Raw genomic sequence first — 20,597 nt, 5'->3', positions numbered from 1 at the left:
AACCGTCGAGTAAAGCTGATGCCAATTATTAGAGGAAGATAAAATTGAAAAATGGTTTTAATGGTATATGCAATTGTTTTAATCTTCTAATAATATTCATGCCGGATTTTTATTCTGTGAATGGGCGATTAATAAGCATCAGAAGGTTGATTGATGGGGTTTATCCACCGTTTTTTCAGTGGCTTACTGCTATTCCTGAAAGAGAAATTGTGATCGCGGCAGGGTTATCGACAAGGCTTTATCTGCAAGAGGAAACGGCGTGCAGAATAAAATAGAATTTTTTCTATAAATTTAATGTCCTTGTTCAGATTTTTAAGCCTGAGAAGGATAAAATCCTGGCGTGAAGAGGTTGTGAGTGATGAGTACATAAACTATTATCATTTTCCTCCGGTCACGAGAATTTAGAAAAGACATGAATAATACTGAACGTATCGTAAGGGTAATGGTGTTTTACAAAATAAATATATTTAAAGAGATAATATTCCGGGCGCTCCATGATCTTTTACCCGATTACGTATTGAACATTACTCAGGTCGATTCCACTGAACAGGCGCTGGCGGCGGTCGCGGATAATAACGTGGATGTTTTCTTCACTGAATTTAATTATCTGCTTAATCATAAAGAGTGGAGTGCGGAGGTCAGCAGCCGTTTTACATCTTTATGTAAAACCCATCACGTCAGGCGTGTTCTGTTGGTGCCCGAGCTGCCTTACGGGCTGTTAAAAAAAGTTCTGGAGATGAAATTTGAATTAACCATCAGTCAGCAGGATGAATTGACTGAACTGAAAAAGGAATTACCCGCGTTGCTCATGGCGGACGGGCAAACACCGTCGATCTCTTCGTGGCTCAGGCGGGTAATGCGGTCCGGTTCCCGGGCGCGCTCCATCCTCTCGGCCAGAGAGTGGGAGGTGCTCCATCTTATCGTGGAAGGATTTTCAACGACGGAGATTGCCCGTCATCGAAACCGTTCGGTCAGTACCATTGCGACGCAGAAGCACAATGCGATGAAAAAGCTGAATCTTTCCAACCACAGCGAACTGATTAAGTATGTGCAAGCGGTTGGAAAGATGGAGAAATAGCTCACATCAGGGATAGATAATATTCAGCGTAGCCGATGTATTGATCTTACCCTGGCTCACCTGGGCGGGCGCCCACACATAATAGTACGCCGCCATCGGAAGGGTGAAATGTTCGTCCAGCGCCGCGCCAGCCGCCACGCTGAAAATCATCGTGGCGTTGCCACGGCTGGTGGTTGAGGTAGAGAAGGTCACCGGCGTTTGCGGGGCGTCACGTTTTATCAGGCGTAGCCCCACGCCCTGCGCCGCGCTACTGCTGCTGTCGATCAGCACCGAGCTGTCTGTTGAGAGCAACTGCGTGCTGGACAGAAACATCTCAATTGCCCGATCGGAATTGCCGTTAACCCCGACGTTCTGACAGCTCATGTTCAGTGAAAAAGGCGTCAGCCCCGGCTGTGAGGATGCACTGAGCTGGGGAATGCCGAGCGTCGGCAGCGCTACGGTCAGCCCCGCATTATCAAAGGAACAGGTAGTCAGTTTTGGCGCGTATTTGATGATCATCGGCTGACCAAACATATCGCGGTTGTCGTAAGGCCACTTGAACCCGCTGAATAACCACTGCGCTATCTTGATGACCTGATTGATTGGCCAGGTGATGATTTCCCAGAAGGATAACCCACTCATGTCGCTGACGAACAGAACGTCGCTCATGTTCGCCGTATCCCCCGTCAGGGTAGTGCCGCTCTGGTTAACGAGGGTGAAGCGAACCGTAAACGGTGTGTTCAGCTCAGACGCCGTATGGCTACCGCTGGCAGTCAGGGTTTTATTGGCCGGGGGATTGGTGATCTCCGCCCGCACCATATACTTGTTATTGCTGAACCCGAGGATGGTCGCGTATTTGCTGTCGGTCGAGAGGATCGGCGTGTAAGAAAATTCACTGTTACCTGTCGTACAGTTGAATGAGCCGCTGTACTGGGTGCTGAAGCTGCCGGTCCATGTGGGCGTGGCCGGGCTCAGCTTATCCGATAAATCAATGGTAATCGGTGTGCCATAAACGATGCTGCTGCCGGAGCAGGTGGCATAGCTCATCCCACTAATACTGGAGAGGAGCAGGAATATGAATGATCGTAACATTTTGATAATCCGTAATTAATGGCAAACCGATGAGGGGCTGTTCAGCCCCCAGGCTGGGGCGGAGATTTCGCACTTCCCGCCCCGGAGATGCACGTTGAGCGCGCGTGGCGGCTGTTCAGCGCGGATATACAGTACGCTGGCCTGGCCGACATACCCGACAGATTCACCGTGTTCATCCAGCACTTCGGTACCAAAGGGCAGCGGTTTGCCGTCGGCACGCGTCGCATGAAGTACCCATGACTCGCGTTTGTCGGTTTCGAAGCGGATGTAGCTCACCGCCCCGTCGTAAGGGGCCACGTTAGCCATGTTGCCGATCACCTCCGCGCCAGCGCTGTTTTCCGTTTGCGATAACGTAATGGCGTTTTTGCGATACGGGGTGGCGTAAGGCACCAGCGCCACGCCATCGCGGTTCGTCATAATGCTTTCATCGCCGTTCACCATCAGTCCCTCCGCTTTTGGCGCATCGACGATAGTCATGGTTGTGCCGGTTTCGTTTGAGGCGAGAACGTGCCACGGGTAGGCCACCAGGCTTCCCCGTCCGCTGAGCCCGGTCTGGCGGTAGTCGGAGGATTCGCTGTAAGAGCCACCGAGTGTCGCGAAGTTCGAACGGTACGCGGCGTTAACGCTTGCCGCATTTTTACCCCCCCGCGCATTACTGCCGGAGAGGGTGTAGCTCAGGCGGTTCGACGCCAGCGCGTTCCCGCTCATGCTGATATTGCTCTGCTCGTAATGCGAATCGCTGGCCGTCAGGCTGGAGGTGATCCAGGCATTATTATCAAACAGCGAGAACGGCAGGCTGAGGGAGAGGTAAAGGCGCGTCTCTTCTTCACTGTCCCTGTTCCGTACCCGGCTGGCCGACAGGGTATAGCTGGCGCGGCCGATGGCGTTGGAATAGCCCATCTGGTATTCGCGCGTGGTTTGCTGTGAGTTCCAGTAATCGCGCTGTGTGCCGGAGACAAATACCGTGCCCCAGTTATTGAGCAGGCGCTGATTAAGGTTAAGCGTAAAGGTATTCTTGGGCTGCGCCGCGCGCAGGGCATCCCAGGTGCTTAGCGACATGTCGGGCGCAACGCCAAACCGATCTTCATAGTCGTCGTACTGCGCTCTCAGGCGCTGATACCCTTCGCGCGAATAGAGCGCGTCGCTGAAGCTGTAATAGCCTTTAGTGGAATAGCGATAGGCCGCCAGGGTGAAGTTGGTGGCGGTGGTATCGATAAATTTGCTGTACGACACGCGATAACTCTGACCGCTGCTGGTGCGATCCTGTAGGGTGGTTTTGGCGTGGGTGACATCAAACGAGACCGCGCCAAACGGAAGGTTCCACCCGGTACCGACAAGCCCGGCCTGGTAGTTATCGCTAATAATCGTCCCGGTATACCCGGTGATGAGGTTATTAAACCCGTAGCGCAGCGTGGCCTGCATGAATGCGGGTTCGGCATCGAGCGTGTTCTGGTGCACTTTACCCGCCACCACGCTGTACTGACTCACCCCTTCTTTTAGCATCCCGGGCACGGCGGAAAACGGCACCGTGAAGGACTGCTGTGAACCGTCCGCTTCACGCACCACCACCAGCAAATCGCCCGCAGAGCCGGTAGGCTGAATGCTGTCGAGGGTAAACTGGCCCGGCGGTACGTTCTCCTGATAGATCACGTTGCCATTCTGGATAACTTTCACCAGGGCGTTCGTCCGTGCCACGCCGTGAACCACCGGTGAAAAACCCTGCTGTGAATTTGGGCGCATCTTCATGTCCGACGCCAGCGACACGCCGCGCACGCGCAGGGAATCAAACAGATCGCCAGGAATATAAAAGTCACCCAGCGTCAGGTTGGATTTCAGCGAGGCCAGGGGACGGCGCAGGTAGCGGGTATTATTCTGCCAGCTACTCTCTCCGCTGGCCGTTTTCCGCCAGGCGCTGCTGTCGCGAAACTGCCAGCCGAACAGGTTGGCGCCGGAATCCAGCCCGGCATAAAAATCATCATTTGTGTCTTTCGCAGCGCCTTTTGCACGGGTGTTATACCAGGTCGTGTTCCACGAGAGCATCAGCGCCGGGATCCCCTCGTCCCAAAACTGGGGGGCAATGTAACCTTCTTCAGTACGCAGCACAGCCGCCTGCGGAACGGTAAGCGCCAGACTCAGGGTGCTGGTATCGGTTTTGACTTCACCGCCCTGAACCAGATCGCGCAGCTGCACCTGCCCGTGCGCAATGGCGGGCGCAGGCACGGACGTGGTGTTGATGCCAAGCGACCGGGCATCTTTCCAGGCAAGGCGGATGTCGTCACGCTGCTCGCCGTAGATGACGGTATAACGTCCCTTCCAGCTGCCGTTTACGTAGATATCCATCTCCTGACTGCCGGCAGGCATGGCGTTGTTTTCGGAAAAGCGAGACAGATCGGACTCACCGGATGCGCCAGCAAGCAGGGAGGGATCAAACGAGACGGCCCCTGATTTATGCGAAAGCAGAAGCGTGCAGACTGCCAGCAGACAGAGTCTGTTTTGTTTCATTTTCATGGTGAGTCTTTCCGATCACTGACTGGTGAAAGTCCGGGTTTTATACGCGCCAAGATCGTCCACATACATCAGCTGGAAGGTTTGTCCGCGCTTAACCGTATTTTTTGCGGCGACCGTCAGCTGCCCAAACGGGGAAACCATCGGGGACTCCTGGAGCAATTTCGTTTTACCCAGCGAAATATTGGCGACCGTAATATGGAACGGACTGTTATTTGTAATGCGAAAGCGATCGCCTTCGGCGGCGAGCGTCAGTTTCGCCACCGCGTCATCCAGCGTGCCTTTCAGCGCAGCGGGCCGGTAAAAAAGTTTGATACGGGATTTAATCGCCAGCTGAACGGTATTCTGATTTTGCAGATTTTCAGGTCTGGGCGGAATGTCGAGGACATTCAGGAAAAAGACGGATTCGCGATCCGCAGGCAAGCTGGACGGCAGCTTTTTAATACGAAGCTGTTGGCCATTATGTTCGTTAACTTTTATCACCGGCGGCGACAGCAGAAACGGCACATTGGCTGTTTCCGGCGTGGAATTAATATCACCGTCATCTATCCAGGATTGCACCAGAGCGGGCGTATCGCCCGTATTCATTAACTGGACGATCACCTCTTTGTTATTTTCAGGATAAAGGACACGGGTGCCATTAATGACAATATTGGCCCATGAGTGACCGGTGCTTAGCAGTAAGCCTGCCAGCAAAATTGCCTTGCGCATGATTGCAACCTTAAATACAGGCTCTGCGAAAACAGAGCCTGAATAATCATTATTACAGGTAGGAAATGGTATACGCTACGTTGGAGCTTAACTCGCCCACGGTGGCGGCAGCGGCGTTCGTTTTATAGTAATAAACATCCAGCGTCAGCGTCTCGGAATCTGGCGCGGTCGCTGTACCCATAATATCCGTAGTGTAAGGCTGGTTCAGGGTAATTGGCGTAGACGAACCTGGCTCCACTAACGCAAAACCGACATTACGTGCCACACTGGCATCGCTTTCGTTCACGCTGTTATTCAGCAGGTATTTACCGTCAGTGGAAATATTATCCGCGCTGGAGAAATACACTTTCAGCGGGGTACCGGTTGTTCCGGCTGCTGGTGAACAACCTGAGAACGTCAGCGCAATAGATTTTTTATTCTTAGTGATCAGGCCAACCGTGGTGCCTGCATCTTTTACCGAAATAGGGGAAAGCGCAACGGTAAAGTCCGCGCTTTTACCGCCGTTAATGGTACAGGTTGTATCGGTAATAGCGCCGGTAAAGTTAATGATACCACCCGCTGAATTGTCTGCGGCAACTGCACTGGTAGAAGCAATAGCGGCGGCCAGCAGTGATACGGTCATGATCGATTTGAACATGATAAACTCCATGAAGATTTGTGTTATTTAAAATGAATGTTAATCGGCTACACATGTCCCTGATGTACCGGCTAGACGCATGGCGACTCGGGAGAATGCTTTGACGATATTATGTTGCACTAAAAAAGTACATAACAAAACATTATTCCAACAACTTCTAAAGTTTAAGATTATAATCTTGCGAGTTAGTTTTTTTTAATGTTTTAACCTAAATGCGTTAGTTCGAATATTTTTATTAATGATTTAATAATTGTTAATTAATGAAGCTTTATGAATTCATCTCTCAATTAATATCACGCGACTTGACCACACAAACTTTAGACTTATTATTGCCTGGCAAATGCACATAATTTTAACAATGGCGTAATAATAATATGAAGTATCTCATTGATCTTACAATGCTTTATGAAGTCGACACCGGTATGATCATGATTAATGGAGAGGAAGAGTCATCCATTAAGTTATCTAACCAGGCGGGTCGTCTGCTTTATGAACTTATCATCAATAATGGTAAAACTCTCGACAGAGACGACCTGATAAAGAAGGTCTGGGAGGATCATGGTTTCTCTGGTTCTTCGGTGAGTCTGAATGTTGCCATAAGTGAAATCAGAAAAGCATTTCGTACTTTAGGATGCGATCCTTTACTGATAAAAACGATACGTGGCAAGGGATTTAGCCTTGCCGCGCATATTGAACATCACACGGTCAGGCCGCCGGTTGTTTCAACGCTTAGTGAACAATCTGCCTCTGAAGCATTCGATACGCTAGCGCATAAGAAAGATGCCGATCCGCCTAAACAATTAATATCGCTGCACAGACTCTTTATTTCTCTTTGCACGTTATTACTGATTACCGTTATCGGCACCGCTGTTTTACTGTTGCACCAAAGGGATTCCTATGCCGAGAGCCTGAAAGATTCTGATATGCATCTGCTCGGTAAAGTGGACCGGTGTACGGTATACCTGATCGATAAGAATATGTATCAGCCGCGACAGCACTACTTTAATCACGTAAAAGAGGTCATTGCCAGTCAACATATCGACTGTCAACACCAGGTTGCAGATGCTTACTATTCCAGGTTTAAAAAGTCGCAGATAGAAAATTATTTCCTGGCCATCTGTTATCAGCAGGACAGTATCGACGATTATAAGAACTGCATTTCTTACAGAAGCCTGACCGGGAGTTAAAATATGTCAAGGACTAAAATGAGTGTACTGTTCAGTATCGTACTGGCGCTGTCTGCCATCGCGTTGTTGTGGATCTATTTTACCAGAACGCAGGATGAGGGGTTTGGCTGCCAGTCAGATACCATTTCCTGGAAAACCTATTCCACGGGTGAGTTAACCGATATGTCGCTAACCACGCTTTTCCTGTTTAACAACAAAGATGTTGTGACGGTTATTCATAAAGGCGTACTCAAGAAAGAGGGCAAAAGCTACCTGATTGACAGAAATTACACGCTCAGCGTGGAAAAAGTCGACGGAAGCAATATCTTTTATATTAAGGATAAAAAGCTGAATAAATCTGAAGATGATGCGGCACCGGATGGCGTTGTAAACGAAATGTTACTTGATAATATCAACTTCTTCTATATTACCCGCGTTAAACCGCACGCCTGGTTAATTAAGGGGCTGGTTTTGCCTGTAATGATGTGTGTGGCTGTTCCGACGTCCTGATATTTCTCTTTATTGAAAAATCGATATTTATCTATTGCTCGGGAAATTGAGTGATTTACTCAATACGTAACAATAAGATACGAGAAATTTATTTATATTTTTATTGTTATTCTCCGGCGAGTGAATTTTTCTGTATTGCCTCGTTATTTTGCGGCTGTCTATACTCCGCCTCGAAAAAGGGGCTCCCCTTTTTATACACGTGGATTCTTTTTTGAAGGACTAAATAAATGAACAAACTGAACGCTATCGTTCTGGGCTCCCTGTTGTCTGTTTCTGCCCTGAGCGCAGTTAATGCAGCAGAAACGACGGCTTCTGCCACCTGGCAGGCAACCGCGACCAAAGACAGCGAATCCGACCTGGTTGTTACGCCAACGCGTGCTTTGAACTTCGTTTACAGCGCCAATACCAAATCTTTCAACACCGATACCGGTCTGTTTGATGTGGCTATCCGTGGCGATCACTCTACGGCGACCAGCTTCAAACTCGAAGCTATCCTCGACGATTCAAACAACACGCTGTTCAGCGTGGGCGGTGAAGCGACCAAGCTGAAAGTGGGTGCGCGTTGGGGCGGTAACGACCTGGGCTCTATCGGTGGCACCGTGGGGGCGAAATCAACCGCATGGACCACGCTGGTTGATTCTTCTTCTAACACCGGCGTCTCTTCTGGCCTGTGGAACCTGACCACCAGCGCAGGCGCGGCGGCAGATACCGAAATTACCGGCCAGGACAAATTCGTCTTCTACGTTGACTCCGCTCAGGACAACGCGGGTACTGCGAAAGAGTTCAAAGACCTGACCAACAGCCTGTGGGAAGGGACCGTATCTGTTGCGTTCCGCGCAACCTGGGGCTAAGGCCTGATCGATCCAGGGGCGCAAGCCCCTGTTTAGGGAAATAGCATGTTTAACCTCAAATCCGCCTTCTTATTTTTATTATTTATCTCTTCCTCCGCGCTGGCCATTAATGTGGGAAAAGTCACCACCATTATTCCTGCGGATGCTGACTCCACCGCCAAGGAAATAAAAAACGAAGCAGACAGCGTGCGTATTGTTTCTGTTCGCGCACAGCGGATCAGCAGCCCAATGGATGAAGGGATCGTCATTAATCCGGAGAAAGTGGACGAACTGTTGCTGACGCCCACGCGCATGGTAATGCCCGCCGGTACCAGCAATATTGTCAAATTTTACTATCACGGAAACGCCGATAACAAAGAGCGTTACTACCGCATTACCTTCACGGATGAAGGGGTGAGCGAAGAGGTGGACAGCGGTTCACCAAAAAACGGTACCGGGATGACGCGCGCGGTGGTGAGCACCATTCTGGTGGTTCAGCCCCGTGATAAGAAGATCGACTTCGTCTATGTGGCGGGAAAAATAACGAATAAGGGCAACACCGCTTTTCGCGTCAATGCGACCGGAACCTGCCTGAAGCCGAATCCGGAATCACCGACTACGCCGTGTACCAAAAACTTCTACCTGATGCCGGATACCTCGCGCGCTATCGAGGATATCAACGTTACGGATAACCATTTTCATCTCGGAATATGGGACCTGAAACAGTTCATACCTGTTAAGTAAGGATGCATGGTGAAAAATAAATTAGTGTTGCCGGTGATGATGGCTTGCGCATCCGGCACGCTGCCCGCGCTTGCGCATGCAGCCTCAAGCTCCGTGGTTATCGCTAATTACCGTTTTCCCGACTCGCTTTATGCACTGCTGGAGCAGGGGATCAAAATTCCCGTCTATCTGGTGAATACGCGTCCACACTCAGCACAACAAGGGAACCACGAAGGCACGGCGAGCGAATATGTTCGTATCGGTGACGTGACGCTCTTTGCAAAAGATCTGAAGCTGGGGCTGAGGGACGTTCAGGTCCAGGAGTCTGATAACGGCATTCGTCTGTCAAAAGAGATGAGAACGTTATTGCAGAGCATTAACGACAAGCAGTTTGATGACCAGATGCGCATTCCGGTAAGTACGGGGTCCGCGTTCGAGCTGGATCAGAAAAAAATGCGCCTGTTGCTGAATCTGTCGCAGAGCGACTACGGGGTGAATATTCGCCCGCGTGAGGTGGACATTGATGCGCCGGAGTCTGACGACCTGAGCGGCACGTTCTCCTACAACCTCGGGGCGTATCACACCGAGAGCGGCTACGGTGACAGCTGGTCGTCGGGCTATCTGAACGCAAGAAACTGGATCTCAATGGGCGTTGATCATGTGCTGATCGACGGCTCTGGCTACGTCAACGAGAGCAGCAGCGATACCCAGATGAACGCGGTTATGTGGGAGCGCGACTATCAGGGGATGCGCTACGCCGCGGGCATGCTGAACGGCTGGGCGATGCAGTCTCTGGCGAGCGTCAGCGGGATTTCCGGCGGTGAAGTCTACGGCGTTTCCATGGGCAACCAGGCCAACTCCCGTAAGCGCGATAACACGCTCTCTCTGACGCCTGTGGTGGTCTATTTCCCCACGGCGGGCGAGGCCCGTATTCGTCGTGACGGGCAGCTTATCGGGATTCAGCGCTTTGACGTCGGCAACCATGAAATTGACACCAGCAGCCTGCCCTACGGGATCTACAGCATCGAAGTTGAGGTGGTGAGCGGAAGCCGCACCGTGTCGCGTAGCATGTACACCGTGAATAAGCCGTTCTCCAGCAACGTGTCGGAAACGCTGCGCTGGCAGATGTGGGGCGGGATGTATAGCCGCGATAAATCCGTCGTCAATTATAAAAAATACGCGAAACACAAAAACGAGCAGGACAACACCTACTACTACGATTACGACACCAAACATAAAGACACCATGTCGCTGGTGGGGGCCTCGTTCAGCAAGCGCAGCGGGATGGTCGACTGGAACGCCTCCACCTACATGATGCGGGAACACATCGTCAGCGAGCTGTGGGCCTCCCTGAACCTGACGGGCTATTTCTCGGTGAATACCCAGACCATGGCCGCCTCCGACGGAACGTACCGCGCCAACTACGGCGCGAATCTCAGCCTGCCGTGGCAGATCGGTTCGGTCTGGTACTCCCATGAACAGCTCTCCAGCGGCAAGTTCCTCGATATCTATGAGAGCAAGGGCAACACCTGGGGCGCCTCCTTTAGCCTGCCGTCGTTCGGCCTGCCCTCAGCGGGCAACCTGAGCCTGATGCGTCAGGAGGACGACCTCTATCGCTATAAACGCTATCAGCTGGACTACTCCCAGGGGTTATACGCCGGTCGCTACGGTACGGCGCGCCTGCGGGTGGGGATGTCGCGCAACAAATACGACGGGTATTACGAAGAGAAAGATCGTTACGTGATGCTCGATTTCGCCATACCGCTCGGCAATACCGTGTCGGTTGGCGTTTCCCACAATCGCGATACCGGCACGGCGCTGAACGTCAGCGCCAGCCGCCAGTTTGAAGGCGATTACCTGAAATCGGCCACAGCCAACGTCTCGAAAGCCTTTAACAGCCGCCAGGATCGCAGCGTAAGCGGCGGCGGCAGCGTGAACTTCGACACGCCGTGGAACAGCAACATCCTCAGCGTCCAGAGCGGCATGAGTAAAGGCTGGAACTCCACGCTGACCAGTGACGGCAGCGTGGGCTGGTCCAAAGAGGCCATCGCCGCCGGGAAAGGCACCGAAAGCGCAGGGGTGATTGTCAGTACCGGTCTCAAATCTGATGAAGCGCTGACCCTGAAGCTTAACGGCCGGGCAGAACGCATTAAAGGGGATAAAACCTGGCTGTCGCTGCCGGCATACCAGGCTTATGACCTGGAAGTGATGAACAGTGAAACCGGTACGGAAAGCTATGAGATTGGCGCGAATGCGCGTCGCCATATCACGGTTTATCCGGGCAATACCGTGGTGATGAAGCCGCAGGTGAAGAAAATCGTCACCCTGTTTGGCCGCCTTGTGGATGCAAACGGCAATCCGATTGGCGCCACGCAGATCAAAAACCACGTTGGGCTGACCCGGACGGAGAACGACGGACGCTTCGTGATCGACGTTGATAAGAACAACCCTGTCCTGAGTATCGCCACGCCGGACGACAGCGTCTGCGAAGTGCGCCTGGACATTGAGTCTAACCGCGGTGCGCTGTGGCTCGGGGACATCTCCTGCGACAAAGGCGATTTCGTCTGGCAGGAAGCAAAAGGAACGCAGGAACGTGACGATGAAAAAGATATTCGCTCTTAATTTGCTGCTGATGAGCGCGGTGGCCCATGCGCAGGAGCTGCCCTATTTCGCCATTAATAATCCGGACAATAACGGTACGGGAAACAGCGCGGGGCTGTTTAGTCTGAACAGCACCTCGACCGCGTTTTTACACGGTTCGCGTGAGTGGCCGACGCTGAGCGCGAAAACGAATAACGGTATCGCCACTTACATCCCGGACAACAGCTACAGCGGTCCGGCAGGCAGCGCGCTGACCATCGATTTTTCGGTGACCGGTTCCAGCGCCTCTCCGTTCTTTAAAGGGACGGCGTGTTCCTCGTCCTGCGGCAACACGGGGTACACCCCGACGACCCGCTATACCGATACGTCGATGGTGGTCAAGCCGCCGGTGATGGAGCCCGGCACGTCATACGGGCGCTGGGTCCTGGGCGATCCGTTCTTTAACTATCTGCTCAACGCCGCGCCAGGGGATGAAGTGACCATCACCTCCACGCCGCAAATCAGCTCCATCAACAAAGTGACCACCACCAATACGCTTCACAAGGTGGGCACGCTGACCATGACCAACGCCAGGGCGCTCAACCTGGGGATTGACCCGATCAGCGGCGAGGTGACGATTGTCGATGGATCAACAGGGGCCACCTGCACCAAATACACCCGCAACACGGTCTCTGGCGTGCTGTGCGACCTGCTTGAATACACGTTTGTTGGGGAAGATATCTCCGGTTACAACGGGGGGCTGGCGCTCACCTCTTCCCGCGTCAACAGCGTGCTGCAATCGCACATGAACGGCGGCACCGGGCTTGCCGCCGAGCTGACCTTCGATGAAAACACCTGGTACAGCATCTCCGGCGGTATCCTGAGTGATACGCGTGTCCTGGCAAACACCTTCCTCGCGGCGCCGCAGAAAAACGGCGGCAAAGCGTACCTTAAAATATTTTTGCCGAAAGCGTTAATTCTGAGCGTGGCGCAGGCGGGGGACGGCAGCAGCATTGGCAATATCGTCAGCCTGTGCCTGACGCCCGGCAACAGCTCGCTGGCGGCGGATTTCTGCTTCCAGCCGGGGGGCGGCCTGGTGATTAACCCTATTCAGCCGGGGCTGGAGATTACGCCCGACAACCCGGATTACGCCCTCGATCCTGACGGTCTGGGCGGCTCCGGGAAAGGCGCCATCGGCGAAACGCCCATTGAGATCCCCTACACCATCACCTACAGCGGGGCGCAAAAAGATGCGGCGATTGCGGTCACGGTAAAAGTCACCGGGCCTACTCAAAGCCTGAATGGGGTGGACTACTGCGCCTTCAGCGGCAACGGCTTTACGGTTCCCATTCCTGGCAACGTGCTGGTGGGGAAAAGCCAGACGCGCATGGCGCATAACTGTAAAGGCGAGGTATTGTCGATCCCGGCGCCGGCCACCCATGCGGAAGAGTGGGACAAAATGAGTTCCGGCGTGACCGATATGTGGCTCTGGAAAACACCGCTGATCCTCCAGTTCGTTATGGATAATCCGGTATCGAAGACCACCTATGACGGAAATAGCTGGTTTGGCGAAGTGACCGCGCAGGGAAGAATAGATGTTAGCGCATCCTGGAATTAATCAACCATGACTGGAAAATTCCTAGCTATTTTTGCAATAAATTGCTTCATTTCCACAGGGGCAAATGCTTTAATTATCGAAAGTCTGAATATTGATTTTCTTCCCGAAAGAGAAGTTGTTTTTCAGCCGATAAAAAACGATACCAGCGAACGTCAGAATTATACCGTTTCGCTTATTCAGGTAGACGTTCCTAAAGAGAAGGGAAAAGAAACCGAAATAAAAGACGGCGAAGTCATGTATTCGCCTAAGCAATTAACGCTGGGGAGCGGTGAGCGCGCGGGTTTTAAATTTTACTATACCGGCCCGCATGACAACAAAGAGCGATACTATCGCGTAAAATTCACCGAGACGCCGCTCCAGGCAAAGGTCATCACGCGCAAAGGCCAGCGCATCCAGTCGGATGTGGTGGTCTCGCTTGAGGCTATTTTGATTGTCCGTCCATGGACACGACATTTTGATTATGCGTTTAGCAACGGGGTGGTGAGTAATACCGGGAATACCTATTTTAAATATGTTTCCTCGGTCGGGTGCAGTACGCAATACAATAATTCAAAATATATTCCTCCGGGGCAACGGCTGGAAATAGATAATGCCGGGCAGGCTGCAAGGCGAATGATTATTTATGGCAATAAAATCATTCCGCTGACCACCTGCCCGTAGCAACCGCTTTCCTTCATAAAAGGAAATTAGCCTTTAGCATCATGCTAAAGATCCATCACTACAGGAGATAAAAATGAAAGCGATTTCATTCGTAGAAGCGAAAGACATTATTGGCGGCGCGTTAAACCCGTTCGCTGGTCTGGTTAAAGGTGCACAGCTGGGTTACGACACTGGCGCCAGCATCATGGGCATGGTTGGCGGTGTGGTTGGCGGAGTTCTGGGTGGCGCAATGGGCTTCCTGGGCGCGCTGGTTGGTAGCTACAACTAATTCACGTTTACAGGAAAAGTATCATGCAAGTTATCGATTTCAAAAAAGCACAGGCCATCATCGGTGGTTGGGATCCGTTTGCTGCCGCTATTCAGGGCGCAAGCGCGGGCTATAACGCGGGCAGCCAGATGTTAGGCGCGCTGGGCGGCACCATCGGTGGCGTATTCGGCCTGGTGGGCGGCTTCATCGGCGGTTTCTTCAGCGCTTAAGCGAGAGGCACGTTGTACGCATGGCCCGCATTGCCGGGCCATTTTTTTATTTCAGCCACGGATCATTATGTTTTCGCTCTTTCAGTATAAAAAACAGGGTAAGACCCCTGTTATTCGCCAGCATGAATTTACCGAATGTGGACTGGCCTGCCTGGCGATGGTGTTGGGGCACTATGACCACCATGTCTCCGTCAGCCAGCTGCGCCGGGAGATTTCCGTTTCCGCCGATGCGGGAACCTCAATGGCGGAATTGTTGACCCTTGCCAGCGATAAAAATATGTCTGGCCGGGTGCTTAAAGGCGAAATCACTGAAATAGAAACGTCTGAGCTGCCGCTCATCGCCTTCTGGCGCGGCAACCATTTCGTGGTCATCGTGAAGATCGACAGCCGCAGCGTGACCGTTCACGACCCGGCCAGCGGCGTGCGTCGTTACCGCCTGAAAGAGGCGGAAAAACTGTTTTCCGGCTATGTGCTTGAGCTTAAGCCCACGCCGTGTTTCGAAAAGAAATCCCCGGATGAAAAGCTCACGCTTGGCCGGTTAGCCAATAAATCTCCGAGCCTGTTCCAGCGCCAGCTGCTGCTGTTTGTGCTCTGTATTTTTACTCTCATCACCATGCTGGCGAGCCCCACCTACGTGCAGCTGATTATGGATGAGGCCATTTCCCGCAGCGACAGCGATCTGGTGATCCTGCTCACCGCGATCTTCGCTATCGTCTTTATCTTTGAAGTCATCGGTAAATTCCTCAAGCAGCTGCTTGAGATCCTGATGCGTAATATTGCCTATGACGATTTAAGCCAGTCCGTGCGCCACTACATGCTGCGCACCCAGACCAGCTGGTTCCGCTCGCGCCCGCCGGGCATCGTGCTGGCTATTGAAAAATCGCTCCACGCCTGCGCGGAGTTCATCAGCAATGGTTACGTGCAAATTCTCTTTTCCAGCCTGATCGCCGTCACCAGCCTGCTGTTTATGCTGCTGTATAACGTCAAAATTGCGCTGCTGACGATGCTGCTGATGGGCGTGTTTTTCCTGATCCGCTTTTCGCTGATCGGCCCCTATCAACGCGCGGTGGATGACTCCATCGAGCGTACCGCCCAGTATGAATCTCTGCTGGTAGAGACACAGAAAGGGATCATTACGCTCAAGGCGAACAATATGGAGCAGGCCCGGGATGCGGTGATGGACAAATCCCAGCGCGAACACATCGCCGGGCTGATGCGTAAAGAGCGGCTGCTGGCCCGCTTTGACGTGGCTTCGCTGCTGGTGATCAATGCCGAGCAGCTGCTGGTGGTCTGCTTTGGCGCGTGGCTGATCCTGGAAGGGCAGATGAGTATCGGGATGCTGTACGCCTATATCAGCTATAAGCGCTATTTTTCCGATGCCATGGTGCAGGTGGCGCAGAAGCTGCTGGACAAAAATGCCCTTAAGGGGCCGCTGGATCGCGTGGGCGACCTGCTGTTTGCCCCCTCTGAAACCAGCCAGTTTGGGAAGCGGATTGTCACCTCGCCGGTCTGTCTGCAATTTGAGGATGTCTCATTTGCTTATCCAGGCCGGGAGGCCACGCTACAGCATATCAACATGACCCTGAAGCAGGGCGAAGAGGCGGTGATTGTGGGCCAGAGCGGGTCGGGAAAAACCACGCTGCTGCGTCTGATCTCCGGCATGTTGCTGTCATCGTCTGGCACGCTGCGGATCAATAAGATCCCCATTGAAGAGTGCGATCTTTCCTCGCTGCGCCAGCACATCCGCATTGTTCATGCAGACGATATTCTCTTCACCGGCTCGATTCTGGACAACATCGCCTGCTTTGACAGCGCGCCGGATAAAGAGCAGGTCATCGCCGCGTGTCGGCTGGCGGAAGTGGACCACGTCGTCGCCCGTCTGCCGCACGGTTACGAAACGGAGATGCTGCCGGGGAACACCTTTTTCTCGGCCGGGGAGATGCAGCGTCTGGTCCTGGCGCGCGCCCTGTACAGCCAGCCTAAGCTACTGCTCTGCGACGAAGTGACGGCGAACCTGGATAAGACCACCGCGCAAAAGGTGCTGGCGAACCTGCGTAGCCTGGGGATTGGCCTGGTATTTGTCACCCACTCGCCGGACGTGGTGGGCTGTCAGGGGCGTCTCTATACCATGGAAAACGGAAGCCTGCGGGAGAGTGCGCCATGATGTTTCTGCCGCGTCTCTATGCCCTACTCTGCGCGCGCCAGGCCGGACGCACCTTAATGGCAAACCGGATTGCGCAAAACTACAGCCAGTTTATGCCCTGCCCGGAGGCCGATGTGCCGGCTGATTTTCTGCATCAGAACGCCCATGAGCTGAGCGGGTTTAACTTCGTGGAACAGATTTTCCCGCCCGCGCTGTGGGCGCGCAACGTTCGCTTCGATCTGCATGCGTACGTGGCGCAGTGGACGCAGGAGCAGGCATTTTACAGTTCATCTCGCACCCTGCTACTGGGCATGCGCTGGGCGGGCTTTGGCCTGATTATGGATGCGCTGCTCGCCACCGCGCCAGATGATGTGCGCTTTCAGTTTATTACCCGTCACCCTGCGCTGCACAAGCTGATGGCCGCACACGACGGACGGCGCGCCGGCTCGTTTTTCGCCCCTCAGCGCCTGGTGACGGTGCTGCTGATGGATGAACGCCTGCCGGATGCGCCACTGTTCCCAATTCAGGCAGGCGATCGCAAGGCGTGGTTAACGGACGTCTCCACGCGGTTTTTATCGCGTTATGGCTACAGCGTCCGAACGCTGCTGCCGGTCTGTTCGCTGCACGCGGCAGAGTTTGGGCTGGAGAGCCAGGCGTATGCGCCAGAGGATTACCGTCTGGCCGCCGCCGACACGCTGAACGCGCTGCGCAAAACCCCCACGCTCTGGAGTGGATGGGACGATCTTTCAGTGATTTATCATGGATGACATATCGTGAAATTAAAAAACCGAAGCCGACAGCGTCGGGCGCTAATCCCGCACCACTTCTCAAAAAGCTATCAAATCAACGCGCCGCGGCTGAAAACCGTGCTGACGCTGTTCATCGCCTTTTTTCTCTGCCTGCTGGTCTTTGCGATTGCTTTCAACTTTTCGGAAACCACGCTGGCACGCGGGGTGCTGATCCCGGCGCAGGGCGATGTGGAGGTGCGCGCCAGAGAGTCCGGAACCCTTGTTGATTTTGCCGTCCGGCCCGGCCAGTACGTGAAGGAAAACGATCCGCTGTTCACCGTGTCGCAGGACTATGGCGGCAAGCAGGGCTCGGTGGTGCAGTTTGACCGCCAGCAGATGGAAGCGGAGAAAAAGCGCAGCGAGCAGCGCATTCAGGCCATTGAGGACTCGATTGCGTCGTATCGCAAAAATCTGGCGCAGCAGCTGGCTCTCACTGACAAGCAGATCGCCGTTTCCCGCGATAAGGTGAAGAAGCTGCGCGCGCTGTTAAAAAACAGCACCGACACCTACGAGGCGTGGAAATCCGTCTCCGGGAAGGGCTATGTCTCCAAAGTGGATCTCGATAAAAGCCATAACGATGTGCTCAACGCCCAGCTCAACCTGACGCTGGAGGAGAGCACTATTCTTGAGCTTGAGGCGCGCAAAACCAGCCTGACCGACAGCACCCAGTCGCAAATTGACTCGCTGAGCGAAGAGCAGCTGTACGTGAAAAACCGCATCAGCGAAATTGATCGCAACCTGTCCAGCCGGGGGAGTTCCACCATGGCGATGCTGGCCCCTTCAGATGGCTACGTGGTGGCGATTAACTTCCCGCCAGGCCGGGCCATTACGCAAAACAGCGAGGTGGTGGTGGTGATCCGTAAAAATACCGCGGCGACGATGGAGGGGTACCTGTATGTTCCGGCAACGGGGGTGGGGCGCGTGGCGAAAGGCGATAAGGTCAAGCTGCGCTTCGACTCCTGGCCCGTGGACAAATACGGTTCCGTGGAGGCGACGCTGTCCGATTTCTATGAGGTAAACATTGATGCCCATTCGGCGCTGATCCCGCTCCAGGAAGGGCAGAACTACTACCTGGCTAAAGTGCGCGTCCCCTCCTGGTTTACCGACCCGGACAAGAAAAAGCGCATGCTGATGGGCGGGATGACGGTGAACGCCGATATCGTTATCGATCGTAAGCCGCTTATCAATCTGCTGATTGCGCCGCTGGAAAGGGTACGCAAGCGGTTTATCGATTGACCCGATTTCATCGATCATCGCCCTTTAGCCCACATTCTTAACGGCACCCTGGGGCTATTCTCCTTCTCATACCAACCGGAGGATAGCCCATGAACATTACGCAAATTCGCAATGCCACCCAGCTGATCACTTACGCAGGAAAACGCTTTTTAATCGACCCAATGCTGGCGCCAAAAGGCGCTTATCCGGGTTTTCCCGGCACCGCGCGGGCCGATATTCGCAACCCGATGGTCGAGCTTCCCGTTGACGTTCAAACGCTGCTGGACACCGATGCGGTGATCGTCACCCATACCCATGACGATCACTGGGATCAGTATGCCGTTGAGCTGATCGCCAAACACAAGCCGATCTACGTGCAAAATGATAGCGATGCCGCGCTGCTGCGCGGACAGGGCTTTCACAACCTGACGGTCATGACCGACGAAACGACGTTCGGCGATATCCGGATTGCGAAAACTTATGGCGGCCAGCACGGCACTGACCGCGCTTACGCCGTGCCGGAGCTGGCAGAGCGTCTGGGTGAAGCCTGCGGCGTGGTCTTCCGTCATCCCGATGAGAAGACGCTTTATATCGCAGGGGATACCATCTGGCGCGACGCGGTTGCGGCCGATCTACAAAAGCATCAGCCGGACGTTGTCGTGCTCAACGCTGGTTACGCCCACGTCATCGGGTTTGGGCCAATTATCATGGGGGAAGAAGATCTGCTTAACGTGCATTTCCTGTTGCCGCAGGCGAAAATCGTGGCGACCCATATGGAAGCTATCAACCACTGCCTGCTGACCCGCCGCGCGCTGCGCGAGTTTGTTGACGCCAACGAGATAAGTGACGCGGTGAGCATTCCTCAGGACGGCGAAACCGTTATATTCTGAGTGTTAAAGGGGAAAGGAGAGACAGATGCCGCTTGTTAACGTTGCTATTGTCGCGGTGGACGGGTTTAGCCCGTTCCACTACTCCGTCCCCTGCATTCTGTTTGGCGATACGGTATCCGGGAAAAAGCGCTTTAACGTCACGATCTGCGCTGAAAAACCGGGATTCCTGACCTCGAAAGACGGTTTTGCCCTGCATGCGACGCAGGATTTTTCCGCGATCGCATCGGCTGAAATTGTGGTTGTACCCTACTGGCAGCACGTACTGGAGCGCCCGCCTCAGACGCTGCTCGACAGCCTGGTTAAGGCCAGAGACAACGGGGCGGAAATTGTTGGGCTGTGTCTGGGATCGTTTGTGCTGGGCTATGCCGGCATACTCAGCGGCAAACGGGCCGCCACCCACTGGGAGTTTGAACACCAGTTTCAGACGCTGTTTCCGGACGTTCGACTGGACATCAACGCGCTCTACGTGGACGACGGCAATGTGATCACCTCGGCAGGTACCGCCGCCGCGCTCGACTGCTGTTTGTATATCATCCGCCAGCGCTTTGGCAGCGTCGTCGCCAATCAGATTGCCCGCCGGATGATCGTTCCGCCGCACCGCGAGGGCGGGCAGGCGCAGTTTATTGCGCAGCCTGTGCCGAAAGATACCCGCGACGGGCGGATTAACTGTCTCATAGACTACCTTCAGCAGCACATTTCCGAGCCGCATAACCTGGATTCGCTGGCGGACGTGGTGTCGATGAGCCGACGCACGCTGACCCGCCATTTTATCAAGGCGACGGGCATGAGCGTTGCCGACTGGCTTACCGCCGAGCGACTGCGGCGCAGCCAGATCCTGCTGGAGTCCGGCAGTCTGCCAATCGAAAGCGTCGCTGAGCAGGTGGGGTTTTTATCAGCGGTGACGTATCGGCAGCAATTTAAGGCGCGCTTTGGCGTCAGTCCGGCGGAGTGGCGTAAGACGTTTCGTTCTCGCCTGTAGGCCAGGTAAGCGTAGC

The 20,597-nt window shown here is 53.7% G+C and carries 19 protein-coding genes; 15 read left to right on the top strand and 4 right to left on the bottom strand.

The features are described from left to right. Positions 1 to 442 precede the first annotated feature (442 nt). Positions 443 to 1,078: a LuxR C-terminal-related transcriptional regulator gene (locus SK51_RS03815; protein WP_032622107.1), complete on the top strand. Its 636-nt coding sequence runs from the start codon at positions 443 to 445 to the stop codon at positions 1,076 to 1,078. 6 nt (positions 1,079 to 1,084) lie between these two features. Here SK51_RS03815 and SK51_RS03810 read toward each other — a convergent pair whose 3' ends face one another. Genes SK51_RS03810 through SK51_RS03795 form a run of 4 tightly spaced genes read right to left on the bottom strand, consistent with a single transcriptional unit; the run spans position 1,085 to position 6,002 of the window. Next, a complete protein-coding gene (locus tag SK51_RS03810; RefSeq protein ID WP_022646577.1) occupies positions 1,085 to 2,149 on the bottom strand; it encodes a fimbrial protein in 1,065 nt (354 codons plus the stop codon). A 15-nt stretch (positions 2,150 to 2,164) separates the two neighbouring features. Beyond that, positions 2,165 to 4,657 (bottom strand): fimbria/pilus outer membrane usher protein, encoded by a 2,493-nt coding sequence (locus SK51_RS03805; RefSeq protein ID WP_022646578.1) that lies wholly within the window; start codon positions 4,655 to 4,657, stop codon positions 2,165 to 2,167. Between the two features lie 15 nt (positions 4,658 to 4,672). Continuing rightward, positions 4,673 to 5,365 carry a fimbrial biogenesis chaperone gene (locus SK51_RS03800; RefSeq protein ID WP_048206599.1) on the bottom strand — a complete coding sequence of 231 codons (693 nt, stop codon included), beginning with the start codon at positions 5,363 to 5,365 and terminating at the stop codon, positions 4,673 to 4,675. A gap of 52 nt (positions 5,366 to 5,417) precedes the next feature. After that, positions 5,418 to 6,002 (bottom strand): fimbrial protein, encoded by a 585-nt coding sequence (locus SK51_RS03795; RefSeq protein ID WP_048206598.1) that lies wholly within the window; start codon positions 6,000 to 6,002, stop codon positions 5,418 to 5,420. Between the two features lie 374 nt (positions 6,003 to 6,376). Here SK51_RS03795 and SK51_RS03790 point away from each other — a divergent pair, with 374 nt between their 5' ends. From SK51_RS03790 to SK51_RS03725, 14 genes are all read left to right on the top strand, one after another. Continuing rightward, positions 6,377 to 7,189 (top strand): winged helix-turn-helix domain-containing protein, encoded by an 813-nt coding sequence (locus tag SK51_RS03790; RefSeq protein ID WP_022646580.1) that lies wholly within the window; start codon positions 6,377 to 6,379, stop codon positions 7,187 to 7,189. 18 nt (positions 7,190 to 7,207) lie between these two features. Then, positions 7,208 to 7,678, top strand: coding sequence for a hypothetical protein (locus SK51_RS03785; protein ID WP_022646581.1), 471 nt, complete (start codon positions 7,208 to 7,210; stop codon positions 7,676 to 7,678). Positions 7,679 to 7,905: 227 nt separating this feature from the next. After that, positions 7,906 to 8,529, top strand: coding sequence for a common pilus major fimbrillin subunit EcpA (locus tag SK51_RS03780; protein ID WP_003860995.1), 624 nt, complete (start codon positions 7,906 to 7,908; stop codon positions 8,527 to 8,529). A gap of 45 nt (positions 8,530 to 8,574) precedes the next feature. After that, positions 8,575 to 9,252 carry an EcpB family pilus assembly chaperone gene (locus SK51_RS03775; protein ID WP_022646582.1) on the top strand — a complete coding sequence of 226 codons (678 nt, stop codon included), beginning with the start codon at positions 8,575 to 8,577 and terminating at the stop codon, positions 9,250 to 9,252. Between the two features lie 6 nt (positions 9,253 to 9,258). Beyond that, entirely contained in the window at positions 9,259 to 11,853 is a 2,595-nt protein-coding gene (locus SK51_RS03770) for a CS1-pili formation C-terminal domain-containing protein (RefSeq protein WP_032622041.1), read from the top strand. Then, on the top strand, positions 11,831 to 13,429 hold the full coding sequence (locus SK51_RS03765; protein ID WP_023305163.1) for a hypothetical protein: 1,599 nt from the start codon (positions 11,831 to 11,833) through the stop codon (positions 13,427 to 13,429). The genes SK51_RS03770 and SK51_RS03765 overlap by 23 nt, the downstream gene beginning before the upstream one ends. A gap of 6 nt (positions 13,430 to 13,435) precedes the next feature. After that, a complete protein-coding gene (locus tag SK51_RS03760; RefSeq protein WP_006812468.1) occupies positions 13,436 to 14,089 on the top strand; it encodes a hypothetical protein in 654 nt (217 codons plus the stop codon). Between the two features lie 73 nt (positions 14,090 to 14,162). Continuing rightward, positions 14,163 to 14,357 carry a hypothetical protein gene (locus SK51_RS03755; RefSeq protein ID WP_022646586.1) on the top strand — a complete coding sequence of 65 codons (195 nt, stop codon included), beginning with the start codon at positions 14,163 to 14,165 and terminating at the stop codon, positions 14,355 to 14,357. A 23-nt stretch (positions 14,358 to 14,380) separates the two neighbouring features. Beyond that, positions 14,381 to 14,566, top strand: coding sequence for a hypothetical protein (locus tag SK51_RS03750; protein WP_001196016.1), 186 nt, complete (start codon positions 14,381 to 14,383; stop codon positions 14,564 to 14,566). A 67-nt stretch (positions 14,567 to 14,633) separates the two neighbouring features. Then, positions 14,634 to 16,730, top strand: a complete 2,097-nt coding sequence (locus tag SK51_RS03745) for a peptidase domain-containing ABC transporter (RefSeq protein WP_023305164.1) — start codon at positions 14,634 to 14,636, stop codon at positions 16,728 to 16,730. Further along, positions 16,727 to 17,476 carry a hypothetical protein gene (locus SK51_RS03740; RefSeq protein WP_023305165.1) on the top strand — a complete coding sequence of 250 codons (750 nt, stop codon included), beginning with the start codon at positions 16,727 to 16,729 and terminating at the stop codon, positions 17,474 to 17,476. The genes SK51_RS03745 and SK51_RS03740 overlap by 4 nt, the downstream gene beginning before the upstream one ends. A 6-nt stretch (positions 17,477 to 17,482) precedes the next feature. Beyond that, on the top strand, positions 17,483 to 18,733 hold the full coding sequence (locus SK51_RS03735) for an HlyD family secretion protein (RefSeq protein ID WP_023298992.1): 1,251 nt from the start codon (positions 17,483 to 17,485) through the stop codon (positions 18,731 to 18,733). 89 nt (positions 18,734 to 18,822) lie between these two features. Beyond that, positions 18,823 to 19,602 (top strand): MBL fold metallo-hydrolase, encoded by a 780-nt coding sequence (locus SK51_RS03730; RefSeq protein WP_023305166.1) that lies wholly within the window; start codon positions 18,823 to 18,825, stop codon positions 19,600 to 19,602. 25 nt (positions 19,603 to 19,627) lie between these two features. Continuing rightward, positions 19,628 to 20,581, top strand: a complete 954-nt coding sequence (locus tag SK51_RS03725) for a GlxA family transcriptional regulator (protein WP_023305167.1) — start codon at positions 19,628 to 19,630, stop codon at positions 20,579 to 20,581. The last annotated feature ends 16 nt before the right edge of the window (positions 20,582 to 20,597 follow it).

This window comes from Enterobacter sp. MGH85 (assembly GCF_001037655.1).
Taxonomy (GTDB): Bacteria; Pseudomonadota; Gammaproteobacteria; order Enterobacterales; family Enterobacteriaceae; genus Enterobacter; species Enterobacter intestinihominis.
Note: the sequence above shows the minus strand (reverse complement) of the source record. Positions and strands in the feature narration are given on the sequence as shown.